Raw genomic sequence first — 12,957 nt, 5'->3', positions numbered from 1 at the left:
CCACCCCAACCCCCCCGTCGCCCCCCCGGCCCCCCCCCCCCCCCCCCCACCCCCCCCCCCCCCCCCCCCCCCCCCCCCCCCCCCCCCCCCCCGGGGGGGGGCCCCCCCGGGGGGGGGGGCCCCCCCCGCGCCGGGGGAGGACAGACACAGCAATGACCGTCAGTGTGGAGCCGGGGGCACTGGTACCCGGCCCGGGGGGATTCGCCACCTCCCTCACGGGTGTCCCGTGCCAGGACGACACCCGGGAGTTCATCGATTACCTGGACCCGCAGGCGGAGCCGCGTCGGTTCGCGGCCGTGGACTCCGTACCCGTGTTCCCCGTGCCGCGGTTGAGCTCGGGGCTCCGCCTGCACGGCGAGTACCAGGGCTCCGGGTTCACCGAGCCCAAGTACATCGCGCGCCGAGGGGACGGCCAGGTGGTGCAGCTCTCCAGGCTGCTCCACCTGGTCGCCGGCGCCGTCGACGGCGTCCGCGACACCGAGCGCATCGCGCACCGGGTCAGCGGGCTGTACGGACGCGAGGTGAGCGAGGAGAACATCGCCTACCTGGTCGAGCAGAAGCTGCAACCCCTCGGCGTCACCGTCCCGTTCGGGCAGGAGGACGACGAGGTCAGCGGCGCGCCCCGGTCCGATCTGCTGCTGGCCCTCAAGGGCCACAAAGTCATGTTCGACGCCAAGCGCGCCAACACCATCGGCCGTTCGCTGGCCTGGCTGCACCGTCCGCTGATGGTGGTGCTGGTGCTGGCGTCCATGGTGCTCATGGACGTCTGGCTGTTCGGCTTCTACGGCGCGATCACCCCGGTGCTGGAGGTGCTCAACCAGCCGGTGCTGCTGCTGGCGGTGTTCGCGCTGACCGTCGCCTCGGTGGTGTTCCACGAGTTCGGCCACGCCTCCGCCTGCCGCTACGGCGGGGCCCGCCCCGGCTGCATCGGCTGCGGGTTCTTCCTGATCTGGCCGTCGATGTACACCGACGTCACCGACGTCTACCGGATCGGCCGGGGCGGGCGGATCAGAACCGACCTCGGCGGCGTCTACTTCAACATCGTCTTCATGCTCGGCATGGGCGGCGCCTACTTCCTGACCGGCCAGCAGTTCTTCCTCAGCGCCGTCTACCTGGGCCACTTCGAGGTGCTGGAACAGCTGATGCCGGCCGTCCGGCTGGACGGCTACTACATCCTGGGCGACCTGGCCGGGGTGCCCGACCTGTTCGGCAAGATCAAGCCGATCCTGCTCAGCATGGTGCCGGGGAAGCCGGTCCGCCCCGAGGTCGCCGGACTCAAGCGCTCCGCCCGGATCATCGTCACCGCCTGGGTCGTCACCATGGTGCCGCTGCTGCTGGGCGACCTGGGCTACGCCCTGTGGAACCTGCCGCGGATCCTGACCACCGGCGCACGCTCGCTGGTCACCCAACTCAGCGGCACCGCCTCGGAGTTCGCCGACGGACACCTCGCCGCCGGCCTGGTCGGCGTGCTCGGCAGCTTCATGCTGGTCTGCCCGCTCGCCGGGATGGCCTACCTCTCGGTCAGGCTGGGCGGACGGCTGCTGCGCACCGCGCTGCGGGCCACCGGCGAGAGCCCCCGGCTGAGGCTCGCCTTCTGCGCCGTCGCCGTCAGCGCGGTCGCCGGACTCGGCGTCGCCTGGGCCGGGGGCGCGACCCCGAAGCCGCTGCCGCAGCAGCCGCCGCTGGTGCCGGTACTGCAGCCGGGCGTCCCCACCACCGAGCCGGCCGCCCCCGGCCAGGGGTCCGGAAAGCCGACGTCAGGAGGGTCCGGCGGATCGGCCCAGCCCGGCGGCGGGATGAGCAGCGGGGCAGGCGTCATCCCCGGGGCCACCCCGTCGGCCTCGGCGACGGCCTCCGGCACCGCGTCCTCGGCCGCCTCGAAGCCCGCGGCCGGCCTCACCACCGCCCCGGCGACAGCGCAGACCACCACGGCAGGAAAGCCGGCCGGAACGCCGGCCGCCACCGCGGCACCGATCACACACGCGCCGAGCACGCCGGCGGCCACCACGGCCGCGCCCACCACCGCAGCACCGACCACCACCGGCCCGTCGACGACCGCCTCGGCGACGACGGCCCCGACAGCCACGACCAGCGCCGCAGCCTCCCCGGCCACGCCAACCAAGTGATCCGCTGCGCACGGTCGCTACCCGCAGAACATCCGTCAGTCAGGACATCCGTCAGGAGAGAACGCATGAATCTCAATGAGCACCGCAGAGTGACACGACGTACCGGCCCCGGCCGCAAGGCCGTCCGCCTCAGCCTGCTGGCCACCGTGGGCCTGGGCGCCATCGCCACGGCGGCGAGCGCGCAGGCCGCCGCACCCGGCACCTTCTCCAGCAACGGGCACGGCGTGGCCATCGCCGACGACGCCGCCCTGGCCTACGCCAACCCGGTCCAGCGGACCGCCTTCGACGACTCCTTCACCGTGCACCAGTACGGCACGGTGTTCGCGGCGGCGGCCCACAACGACGCCCACGCCACCTCCTCGGCCTGCACCGCGGCCTCGCCGTGCCGGTCGGTGGCGCTGTCCTTCCAGATCATCACCATGGCCGGGGAGAACATCCACCTCAACGCCCAGAACCTGAGCCGGGCGACCAACAACCACTGCACGGACTGCCAGACCTTCGCCGGGGCCTACCAGTTCGTCGTCTCGACGGCCAACCCGTTCACCCTCAGCCCTTCGGCGCAGCGTCAACTGGCGGAGATCCACCGCAAGTTGGACGCGCTTGGGCGTTCCAGCGCCTCGATCGCCTCGATCCAGGCCCAGGCCGACGCGCTGGCCGCCCAGGTCACCTCGATCCTCAAGGCCGGTGCCGCCACCGCCCCGAAGGGACCGGGCGTCGACGCCCTGGCCGCGATGGCCCCCACGGTCACCATGCACCGCATGCTGACGCACTGACGGACCGTCATTGAAGCACCGTCGCTGACGGGCCGTCGGCCCCCGGAGGGGCCGGTCGAGAATCCCTCGGCCGGCCCGTTCGGCGCGCATATATTTCATAAGTAAATTACCTGCTAATATTGACGGCATGGCGACAGAGACGGAGACAGGAACCCCCAGGCCGGCCCGACAGCTTCCGGTACGCAGCGCACTGCGGCTGAACCGCGTGGTGGCGGGCTGGCACCGGCAGGCGCTCAGCGCCGTGATCGCCCTGGGAGCGGCCGATCTGCTGCTGCTGACGCTGGGACGGCTCGACCTCGCCCTCTACACCTCCGCCGGCGGACTCTGCGCCCTCTACGCCCATGGACTGCCGTACGCGGCCCGCGCCCGCACCCTCGGATGGGTGGTGCTCGGCATGACCGCGAGTGTCGCCGTCGCGCTCAGCACCGCCGCTGCCACCGACTTCACCGTGGTCCGGGTCGCCGTCGCGGCCCTGCTCGCAGCCGTCCACAAGATGCTGTGCGACGTCACCAGGATCGGGCCGCCGGCCAATCTGATCCCCACCTTCATCGCCGCCAGCTGCGTCTTCGTCCCCCAGCGACTCGCCGACGTCCCCGCGCACCTCGCCCTGACCGTGGCCGCCGGGGCCTTCGCCTGGCTGGTCTGCATGGCCCCCGCGCTGCTGCGTCCGCAGGGACCCCAGCGGCGCGCGGTCGCTCGGGCGCTGGAGGCGGCCGCCGCGCAGGGAGCACCCGCGGCCCGGGCCGGAACCGCGGCCGCGGCCTGGCGCACCGTCCTGCTGGTGTCGGCCCGCACCGCCGAGGCCGCAGCGGACCGCGGACGGCTGGAGCTGCTGCTGATCCGCGCGGGGACCGGCACCGCCGACCCCCGGCAACTGCGGTGCTGGGCCCGCGCGCTGCGGCGCCGGGGTCCGCTGCCCGAGCTGTCCCCCACCGGCGCCGAGGTCGCCGAGCTCGCGGGCCACGCCGCCGAACAGCCGCCGGTCGACGCCCAGCTGCACCGCCGCGCCCCTGGCGCGGGCGGCCGGGTCCGGCTGCTGGACGCGCTGCGCCCCGGATCACCGCTGCTGACCATCGGCGCGCGGGTGGCCGTCGGCTGCGCCCTGGCGGGCTGGGCCTCGATGGAGCTGGGCGTCGGCCGCCCCTACTGGGCGGTGGTCACCGCCGCCTCCGTCTTCCAGGCCAACACCGCGCTCAGCTGGAACCGGGCGCTCAACCGGGTCCTCGGCAATGTCATCGGACTGGTCCTGTTCGCCGTCCTGCTGCCGCTGACCGGGCTCGGCGCCGCGGCCCTGGTCCTGGCCGCGCTGGCCTGCCAGTTCGCCACCGAGGCGACCATCACCCGCGGCTACTGGCTGGCCACCGTGTTCGTCACCCCGATGTCGCTGCTGATGGTCCAGTTCGCCCGGGTCCAGCCCGCCGGCGAGTTGATCGCGGACCGGGGCCTGGACACGGTGGTGGGCGCGGCGGTGGGGCTGGCCGCCTGCTTCCTGATCACCGACCGGCAGGTCTCGGACCGGGCCGAAAGGGCCCTGGCCAGGGTCTCGACCACCCGCGCCGAGGCCGCACGATTGCTGGACGCCCCGGGGCCGGAGGTCCCCCGGCACGAGCTGGGCTGGGCCAGGGACCGGCTGACCAACGCCCTGGTCGAGCTCCGCGAAGCCGCGGACACCGCAGGCGGCGAGTGGCGGCAACGGACCCTCTCCGAGGAGCGGATCACCGCCGCCGAGCAGCAGGGCCACCCGGTACTGACCGAACTGAACCGCAGGCTCGACCCGGCCGTCCTGCGGGCGCAGCCGGTCGCGGCCTGAGCGGGCGCATGACCTGAGCAGGCTGAACCCGGGCGTGCGCGTAGGATCGGCAGCCGAGCGAAAGGAGGCGGCGTGGAAGACGTGGTCGCAGGGGTACTCCGCCAGTGGCAGCAGCTGAACCCCAGCCTCGACACCGCCCCGATGGCGCTCATCGGACGGCTGAACCGCTGCTCCGCGCTGCTCCAGCAGGCCACCGACGCCCCGCTCACCGATGCCGGCCTGACCCGTCCCGAATTCGACGTGCTCGGCACGCTGCGCAGGGTCGACCGCGATCTGACGCCCAGTCGGCTGGCCCGGGAGACCTTCTCCTCCGGCGCCGCCGTCACCAAACGGGTCCGGCTGCTGGCCGAACGCGGCCTGGTCGAACGCCACCAGGACGCCCGCGACCGCCGCGTCGTCCATCTCTCCCTCACCGACGAGGGCCGCGCTCTGATCGACCGGCTGCTGCCGGAGCAGCTGGCCTACGAGCGTTCCCTGCTGTCCGGGATCGACGAGCTGCGGCAGGGTGAACTCTCCGAGGGGCTCAGCGAGTTGCTGGTGGTCCTGGAGGGCCGACTGGGCGGCCTGCTGCCGTACTGAACCGTTGGAGCTGAGCTACCCGGGGCTGCCCGCCCGCAGGCTGAACCCGACGATGCGATCCAGCTCGGCCTGGGTGGGCACGGCGCGTCGGAACACATAGTCGGAGATCTTGCCCAGGACCGCGTGGGTGGTCAGCGAGGCGTCCATCTCCGGGTCGGCGCTGCCCAGTTCGGTGTAGGGATCGACCAGCAGCGCGGCCAGCGGGGCGACATGCGCGTAGCGGGCCGAGGCGGGACCGTCGCCGAGGTTGCTCCCGTTCCACAGCAGCGCGCGGGTCGCCGCCGCCATCTCCTCACGGGTCTGGCAGAACACCGCTTCCAGCCAGCGGCGGACCCGGCCGGCCGGTGTCGTCTCCTTGGCCATCAGGTGGGCGGTGTAGCTCACCAGCTCCTCGGTGCCGTGCAGCAGCAGCGCGGCGACCAGGGCGTCCTTGGAACGGAAATGGCGGTAGAAGGCGTCGTTCGACAGGCCCGCGGCGGCCACGATGTCAGCGACCCGCGGCCGGGTGTCCGTCCCGCAACGGGTGATGACCTCATAGGCAGCATCGAGCAGGCGGCGGACCTCGCTCGCGTAGTCCGCCTCCTGCTTGGCCAACGATCGTCGGGCGATACGCGCGGCAACATCGTTTGCATGATCGGGAATCGTGCTCTCTATCATCAAAATCGTATTCTGCCACAGCCGGACCTGGATCGACCGGGGTTGGCTGCGAACGTCCCGGCTGATCAGGCTCGCCGTCGCGCCGTCGCGCCGTCGCGTGGTTCGCCGTACCGACCGGCGGGTCAGCGCCGCTTGGGCGTGGGGCGTGCCGCGTAGCGGTCCTGGAAGGGCTTGCTGGCGGCCGGTCCGGCGGTGAAGACAAAATCCGGTCCGTCCACCCGCTGCCCGGTGGCGCGGTCGACCAGCACCGGTTCGGCCTCGGCTCCGGTCGCGGCGTCCACCAGCACCATGCTGCGTTCCTCGGGTGCCAGGCGCGCGTTGCCCCAGGCGGCCAGGGCCACGATCACCGGTCGCAGGGACCGGCCGAGTTCGGTCAGGACATATTCGTGCCGCACCGGATTGGTCTGGTAAGGGCGCCGCTCCAGCAGGCCGTCGTCGACCAGGGTCTTCAGACGAGCGGTGAGCATGCTGGACGAGATCCCGAGGTTCTCCTGGAACTGGTCGAAGCGCGTGTAGCCGTCGAAGGCGTCATGCAGCAGCAGCAGCGTCCACCACTCGCCGACGTGCTGCGCGGCCCTGGACAGCGGGCACTCCCAGTCCTCCGGCCTGATCCGGCTCGCCATGGTTCGCCTCCACCGAGTTACTGCTAATCTAGAAGTTAGTAGCTTCTATTCTAGCAGTAACAAGCGGGCGGCCGAAGAGAGCCGACCCCTGGAGACGGAGGTCGACATGGCCAGCGACGCCGGCGCATCCCTGAAGGGCCGTCGTGCACTGATCACCGGCGGCACCAAGGGCACCGGCGCGGCCACCGCCCGACGGTTGACCGAGGCCGGCGCAACGGTGCTGGTCACCGCCAGGACCCGGCCGGATGACACCGATCCGGAACTGTTCATCCAGGCGGATCTGTCCACCGCCGACGCCACGGCCGCCGTAGTCGCCGAAGCCCTGGACCGCCTCGGCGGAATCGACATCCTGATCAACAACTTCGGCGGCTCTCAGTCGCCGACCGGCGGCTTCGCCGCGTTGAGCGAGGACGACTGGGCCAGCGAGCTGAACCACAACCTACTGGCCGCAGTCCGGATGGACCGCGGCCTGCTACCCGGCATGATCCAACGCGGCGAGGGTGCGATCGTGCACGTCGCCTCGATCCAGCGCCGGATGCCACTGTTCAACGGCACCCTGGCCTACGCCGCTGCCAAGGCCGCGCTGACGGCCTACAGCAAAGGACTGGCCAACGAAGTCGCACCACACGGAGTGCGGGTGAACACCGTCTCTCCCGGCTTCGTCCAGACCGCCGCCGCCGAGGCGCTCGTCGACCGGATCGCCCAAGGCGCCGGCAGCAGCCACCGACAGGCGCTGGAACAGCTGATGGACTCCCTCGGCGGCATCCCGCTCGGCCGCCCCAACCACCCCGAGGAGGTCGCCGAACTGATCGCCTTCCTCGTCTCCGACCGCGCCTCGTCCATCGTCGGCGCCGACTACGTCATCGACGGCGGCACCACCCCCACCATCTGATCCACCGGCCCCGGAGGACCGCCATGACCCAGAACCAGACCTCGCAGCCCATCGCCCCCGACGAACTCCCCGACGTCATCACCCGCTACCTCGCGGCCCACCGCGCCCGCAAAACCGCCGCCGCGCTCGCCACGTTCACCGACGATGCCATCGTGACCGACGACGGCACCATCTACAGCGGCCCCCCGGCCATCGAGAACTGGCTGAACCGATCCAGCACCGAGTACGACTACACCGTCGAACTCACCAGCGCCCACAGCACCGATGCGACTCACCACACCGCCACGAACCGCCTACAGGGCGACTTCCCCGGCGGGATCGTCGACCTGCGCTACCAGTTCACCCTCCGCGACGACCTCATCGAACGCCTCGTCATCGAACCCTGAGCCACCCCGGACCCGGAGTCCTCGACCCGCCAGTGCGGCCCATCGGTATTCGACGGCGGATTGGCTATACCTGTGGGGTGATGACTTCGCTTCCCACACTCATTGTCGTCAGCGGCCCTCCGGGGTCGGGCAAGACCACCCTCGCGCACCGGCTCGCCCGGGCAGTGGGGTGCCCGGCAACCTGCCGGGACGAGATCAAGGAAGGGATGGTGCACGCCACCCCGGGGTTCATGCCGGGGCCGAGCGACGCACTGACCATGCGCACGCTGCCGGCCTTCTTCGGCGTCCTGGAACTACTGCTCCGGGCAGGTGCGACGACCGTGGCGGAGGCTGCGTTCCAGGACCGGGTGTGGCGGTCCGGCCTGGAACCCCTGGCCGGTCTGGCGCGGATCCGTATCGTGCACTGCACGGTCGACCCGGATATGGCTCTCGCCCGGAAACTGCGCCGCCGAAAGACGGAGCCACTGCGCCGGGCGCACGCGGACCCCGAGCCCGGCGACCCGGCGGTGCACGCGACGACCCATATCGCGTTCGAACGGCTTTCGCTGGACGTCCCCTGGATCGAGGTGGACACCACCGACGGCTACCGGCCCGGCCTGGAGGCGCTCGCGGCGTTCGTCGACTCCCGGGCGGAATCGCCGTGGAACTGAGCAACACGTGCCTGACAAGGGGGAGCCCCGGCTGGACGGGGGAGGCCAGCCGGGGCAGATCGTGGTGGGCGGAGGTCTAGGCCTGTTCAGGCCCGGGAATTCAGTCCCCTGTCCGCGTCCACGAATGGTAGAACGGTCAACCACCCCACGGTGTTCCGCCCGCAGCCGATGCGGAAGTGTGACCTGCCCCACCCCGCCCACCCCGCCCACCCCGCTCGGCAGTTCAGGGCCTTTGCCGTTGGAGAGATCACTGTGGTGTCCGACTCTTCCCAAGCCCCCGACCACGACGCGGCCTTCGCGGCCTTCGTCCGCCGGGCCCGTGCGGATCCCGCCGTGCTCGGCCTGGTCCTGAGCGGCTCCCAGGCCCGCGAGTCCATGCCGACGGTCCACTCGGACTACGACGTCTATGTCGTCGTCGATGACGACCTGCCGGACGGCACACAACAACTGGACGCTTTGCGGACCGCCCAACTGGACCTGGCCGTCCTGCCTCTGACCCGGTTCCGGACGCGCGGACTACCGGGCGACCCGGCCTCGTGGGACCGCTACGCCTTCGTCCACTGCCAGGTCCTCTTCGACCGCGACGGCGCCACGATCACCGGGCTGGTCCAGCGGAAGGCGGCGCTCGACCCGGACGAGGCACGGGAACTGACGGACAGTTCACTGGACGCCTGGCTCAACGCCTACTACCGCGCGATGAAGAGCCACCGCGACGGCCGCCCCGAACTCGCCCACCTGGACGCGGCCGAGAGCGTTCCCTATCTGGTCACCGCACTGTTCGCGCTGCACGGTCGGGTACGCCCCTACAACAAGTACCTGCACTGGGAGCTGGAGCGCTTCCCGCTGAGAGAAGCCCACTGGAAGGCCGAGCAACTGATGCCACGGCTGCGGAGCCTCCTGGTCGAAGGAGACGCGCAGACCCTTCGGGGCCTCTTCACGGACCTGCAGCAAGCCGCCCGAACCGCCGGACACAGCAAGATCGTCGACTCCTGGGCCGACCACCTGGCCCAGATCCAGGGCAGTGGCGTTCGCGGCGATCTACGCAGGCCGCACTAGTGTCGTCGTCATGACCGACAACACCCTGCGCTCCGTCACCATCGAGCGAACCAGCACCGGCCACTTCACCGCGACGAATGCCCGCGGCGGCACGGTCAGCTTCGGCACCGGCTCCGGTCCCGACGGCGGAACCGACTTCACCCCGGTCGAGCTGCTGCTCGCCGCGATCGGGGGCTGCACCGCCGCCGACGTCGACGTCGCCACCAGCCGCCACGCGGAACCCGACGGATTCACCGTCACCGTGACCGGCAACAAGATCAGCGACGAGCTCGGCAACCGGATGACCGACCTCGCGGTCGCCTTCTCCATCGCCCTCCCGGACGGTGAGCCCGGCGACCGCGCCCGAGCGATCCTCCCCCGAGCGGTCAAGACCTCCCACGACCGGCTCTGCACCGTAAGCCGCACGGTCGAGATCGGCACGCACGTCACCGCAACGGTGGCGGACGTCTGACTCGATCGAAACCACCAGATCCGCCCGATCGATTGGACCGGACGGGATCTCTTGGTTTGGTCGGGCGTTCACGAGTACTGCTGACCTGCGACGACACGAGCGCCTGACCTTGCGGCTCAGCCAAGTACGTAGGACTCGTCGCCGAACTCGGCAACGATCTTCAGCCGACCGCCGAAGGCCTTGACGTAGGCGGCGAGAGTGTCCACCTCGCTGCGCTCCAGTTGACCCTTCTCAATACGCGAGACGCGGGCTTGGCTTATACCCATGGCAGCGGCCACCTGGACCTGCGTGGCATGCTGCCGCTTCCGCACCTCTGCAAGCCGGTGCGCCCGAACCTGGGCGATCATCTGATCGGCCCCGACACGGATCTGCTCCTGCTCATCAGAGGTGAAAGCGAAGTCCTCGACCAGGTCATCCCAGTACACGGCATTCGGATTGTTCAGCGGATCCCTGCTCATGGCTTCTCCTCCTCGTACTTGAGATGTTCCTGGTATGCCTGTTCGGCTTCCACGATCGCGGTCTCGTACCAGCCCTTCCAGTTCCCCGACTTGTCACCGCCGACCAAGAAGACCGCACGCCGCTTGGCCGTCTACGCGATCTTTCCCAGCCCCGTCGAGATCACTGCCCAGAGGCGAATGCCCCGCGTCCGCTGTCTCCTCATTACGGGGACGGGCTGCCAGGCTCGCAGACCTGGTGAGTCGACGTACTCCCCGCACCAGCTCCGCGAACCTGGCGACTCTCCCATGCGTTCAATGCGAGCAGGACCAGGGCTGCTGTCGCGAGGGCGGCGGCGCCGCTGGTCCGGACCGCGGCGGGCGTGACGAGTGCGGCGGCGGCGAGCGCGGCCGTGAGTCGGGCCGCAGGCCAGGTGCCGGCGAGTGTGCGGTGGAAGCAGGCGAGGCCGAACAGGTACAGGGAGATGCCGAGCGGCAGGAGCAGGGCGGAGAGATGGTGGGAGGGGTGGTGGAACTCGTCGATGGCCTTCTCCATACCGACCGCCGCGACCGCGATGCCGAGGATGATGACGTAGTAGGCGTAGCCGAAGGAGTAGACGGCGACGCGTGGTCGGCGCTCGGCCGGGACGCGTTCCAGTCGGGCTTCGCTCTCGCGTTCCTCGCGGCCGAAGTAGAGCCACCACATCTCCGCGCTGATCACCAGGGCCAGGAGCGCGCCCACGATGGAGGTGGTCACGCTGTTCTCTCGTGAGGTCACCGCACCGACCTCCGTGATCGACTCGCCCAGCACGATGATCACTGCGAGTCCGTGGCGCTCGACGAAGTGCCCGACTCCGACCGTGAATTCGCCGACTCCGGTGATCAGTGGCGTCACCCCCTCGAGCGCTGCGGCCAGGGCCCAGAGCCACAACCGTGCGTGTGGCGACACGGCCCCTGCGGCCAGTACGACGAGGGCGCTCGCCAGGTTCAGGGGTCCGATGCGCATGATGCCGCGGTGTCCTGAGGTGCCGATGAATCCGAGCATGTGGACCGCTACGACCAGGAGGTAGCTGGCGCCGAAGATCAGCGCCCAGGGACCTTTCCCGGTCGCTTTCGGGACGGTCATCGACATCAGGAAGAACCCGGCGGTGCCGGTCAGCAGGAGCAGGCGGGGGCCAGTGCGGTCCAGATCGAGTGCGTTGGTCAGCCAGGCGTAGCCGGAGTACATCCACCAGATGATCACCAGGAGCACGGCCACCCGCGCCAGGCTGAGCGGCGTGGGTGCGGCGGTGAGGATCGAGGCGACCTGGGTGATCGTGAAGACGAAGACCAGGTCGAAGAAGAGTTCCAGCGGGCGAACGGACTCTGCGGCGCCTGGGAGGGCTGTCTCATCGGTCACGGTCGGGATTGTCCCAGGCTGGTGATGACGCAGCAGCTGACAAGCCGGCGCCGCGTGTCGGCGCTGCTCACGGCCGATATCCGATCGCACGAGGGTCGGTGCGGTCCGGCGAGGCCCTCCGATCGCAGGCTCGCAGGGGTGCGGCGGCGGATTGCACTGCTCATCCAGGGCGACCGTGTCTAGGTTCGGGCGTTTCCGGGGGCGGGTCGTGCGGCGGCGTGGGGTGCGGTCATGTCGAGCAGAATCATGGCGTCGTGGTCGGGGGTGCCGGGTTCGGCGACGTAGATGCCCAGGCGGTGGCCGGGTGTTCCCTCCAGTTGCATGCCCTGGAAGGCGAGGGTGATCTCGCCGACCTGGGGGTGGTGGAAGGTCTTCGGCTTCTGGGCGTGGCCGGCTCGGGCGACGTCGTAGCGGTCCCAGAGTTTGGCGAAGTCGGGGCTTTTCAGCAGGAGTTCGCCGATGAGTCCGGCCAGGTCAGGGGCGTCGGGGTCGGTGCCGGCCAGGGCGCGCAGGCGGGCGACGCAGCCGCGGATCTGGGTGGTCCAGTCGGCGTACAGGTCCCGGGCCTGGGGGTGCAGGAAGAGGTAGCGGGCGAGGTTGCGCTGCCGCACCGGCCAGCTGTCGATGCCGGTGTACAGGGCGAGCGCGCCGGGGTTGGCGGCGAGCAGGTCCAGGGTGCGGCTGGTGACGTAGGCCGGGCTCGGACGCAGGTTCTCCAGCAGCAGCTTGACCTTGGCGCTCACCGTGCGACTGGGCGCGACCGGGGGCACCGACGGATGGTGGGCGGCGCGGACCGCGAGGGCGCGCAGGTGGCCCTGCTCGTCCTCGTCCAGCTTGAGGGCACGGCCCAGCGCCTCGACGACGGCCAGGCTGGGACGGGTCTCGCGGCCGCGTTCCAGCCGGGTGTAGTAGTCGATGCTGACCCCGGCCAGCGCCGCTACCTCCTCGCGGCGCAGCCCGGGCGTGCGGCGCACCCCGGCGCCGGGGGTGAAGCCGACCTCGGCCGGGGTGACCTGGGTGCGCCTGGCGCGCAGGAACCGCCCCAGTTCCGTACCGCCGCTGTCGTGCTGCCGCTCAGGTGCCATCCCACCAGTGTGGCCTGCGCGCGACGCCCCTGCCGA

The 12,957-nt window shown here is 70.8% G+C and carries 14 protein-coding genes; 9 read left to right on the top strand and 5 right to left on the bottom strand.

Annotation, left to right across the window (positions count from 1 at the left end; translation table 11 throughout):
• Positions 1-152 precede the first annotated feature (152 nt).
• The 4 genes from ABH941_RS39090 to ABH941_RS39075 all read left to right on the top strand — a co-directional run bounded on the left by ABH941_RS39090 (position 153) and on the right by ABH941_RS39075 (position 5,288).
• Entirely contained in the window at positions 153-2,126 is a 1,974-nt protein-coding gene (locus ABH941_RS39090; protein ID WP_370136154.1) for a hypothetical protein, read from the top strand.
• An 89-nt stretch (positions 2,127-2,215) separates the two neighbouring features.
• A complete protein-coding gene (locus tag ABH941_RS39085; RefSeq protein ID WP_370136151.1) occupies positions 2,216-2,899 on the top strand; it encodes a hypothetical protein in 684 nt (227 codons plus the stop codon).
• Positions 2,900-3,026: 127 nt separating this feature from the next.
• On the top strand, positions 3,027-4,709 hold the full coding sequence (locus ABH941_RS39080) for an FUSC family protein (protein ID WP_370136148.1): 1,683 nt from the start codon (positions 3,027-3,029) through the stop codon (positions 4,707-4,709).
• Between the two features lie 72 nt (positions 4,710-4,781).
• Positions 4,782-5,288 carry a MarR family winged helix-turn-helix transcriptional regulator gene (locus ABH941_RS39075; RefSeq protein ID WP_370136146.1) on the top strand — a complete coding sequence of 169 codons (507 nt, stop codon included), beginning with the start codon at positions 4,782-4,784 and terminating at the stop codon, positions 5,286-5,288.
• A gap of 15 nt (positions 5,289-5,303) precedes the next feature.
• On the opposite strand, the gene ABH941_RS39070 is transcribed toward ABH941_RS39075, so the two are convergent.
• Together ABH941_RS39070 and ABH941_RS39065 are read right to left on the bottom strand one after the other, a co-directional pair.
• On the bottom strand, positions 5,304-5,882 hold the full coding sequence (locus ABH941_RS39070; protein WP_370136143.1) for a TetR/AcrR family transcriptional regulator: 579 nt from the start codon (positions 5,880-5,882) through the stop codon (positions 5,304-5,306).
• A gap of 185 nt (positions 5,883-6,067) precedes the next feature.
• The gene (locus ABH941_RS39065) at positions 6,068-6,568 is read right to left on the bottom strand and encodes a winged helix-turn-helix transcriptional regulator (protein WP_370136140.1); all 501 of its coding nucleotides are present in this window, start codon (positions 6,566-6,568) and stop codon (positions 6,068-6,070) included.
• Between the two features lie 106 nt (positions 6,569-6,674).
• Between ABH941_RS39065 and ABH941_RS39060 the strand changes: the two genes are divergently transcribed.
• The 5 genes from ABH941_RS39060 to ABH941_RS39040 all read left to right on the top strand — a co-directional run bounded on the left by ABH941_RS39060 (position 6,675) and on the right by ABH941_RS39040 (position 10,003).
• Positions 6,675-7,460, top strand: coding sequence for an SDR family oxidoreductase (locus tag ABH941_RS39060; RefSeq protein ID WP_370136137.1), 786 nt, complete (start codon positions 6,675-6,677; stop codon positions 7,458-7,460).
• A gap of 23 nt (positions 7,461-7,483) precedes the next feature.
• The gene (locus tag ABH941_RS39055; RefSeq protein ID WP_370136134.1) at positions 7,484-7,846 is read left to right on the top strand and encodes a nuclear transport factor 2 family protein; all 363 of its coding nucleotides are present in this window, start codon (positions 7,484-7,486) and stop codon (positions 7,844-7,846) included.
• An 80-nt stretch (positions 7,847-7,926) separates the two neighbouring features.
• The gene (locus ABH941_RS39050) at positions 7,927-8,496 is read left to right on the top strand and encodes an AAA family ATPase (protein ID WP_370136130.1); all 570 of its coding nucleotides are present in this window, start codon (positions 7,927-7,929) and stop codon (positions 8,494-8,496) included.
• A 255-nt stretch (positions 8,497-8,751) separates the two neighbouring features.
• Positions 8,752-9,552 carry a hypothetical protein gene (locus tag ABH941_RS39045; RefSeq protein ID WP_370136128.1) on the top strand — a complete coding sequence of 267 codons (801 nt, stop codon included), beginning with the start codon at positions 8,752-8,754 and terminating at the stop codon, positions 9,550-9,552.
• A gap of 10 nt (positions 9,553-9,562) precedes the next feature.
• On the top strand, positions 9,563-10,003 hold the full coding sequence (locus tag ABH941_RS39040; RefSeq protein WP_370136125.1) for an OsmC family protein: 441 nt from the start codon (positions 9,563-9,565) through the stop codon (positions 10,001-10,003).
• Between the two features lie 116 nt (positions 10,004-10,119).
• Here ABH941_RS39040 and ABH941_RS39035 read toward each other — a convergent pair whose 3' ends face one another.
• The 3 genes from ABH941_RS39035 to ABH941_RS39025 form a co-directional block, all read right to left on the bottom strand.
• The gene (locus ABH941_RS39035; protein ID WP_370136122.1) at positions 10,120-10,461 is read right to left on the bottom strand and encodes an XRE family transcriptional regulator; all 342 of its coding nucleotides are present in this window, start codon (positions 10,459-10,461) and stop codon (positions 10,120-10,122) included.
• A 202-nt stretch (positions 10,462-10,663) separates the two neighbouring features.
• Positions 10,664-11,836, bottom strand: coding sequence for a low temperature requirement protein A (locus ABH941_RS39030; protein ID WP_370136119.1), 1,173 nt, complete (start codon positions 11,834-11,836; stop codon positions 10,664-10,666).
• A 179-nt stretch (positions 11,837-12,015) separates the two neighbouring features.
• On the bottom strand, positions 12,016-12,921 hold the full coding sequence (locus ABH941_RS39025; protein WP_370136116.1) for a helix-turn-helix transcriptional regulator: 906 nt from the start codon (positions 12,919-12,921) through the stop codon (positions 12,016-12,018).
• Positions 12,922-12,957 lie beyond the last annotated feature (36 nt).

The organism is Streptacidiphilus sp. EB103A (assembly GCF_041261405.1).
GTDB lineage: Bacteria > Actinomycetota > Actinomycetes > Streptomycetales > Streptomycetaceae > Streptacidiphilus.
This window is presented reverse-complemented; position numbering and strand designations above follow the sequence as displayed.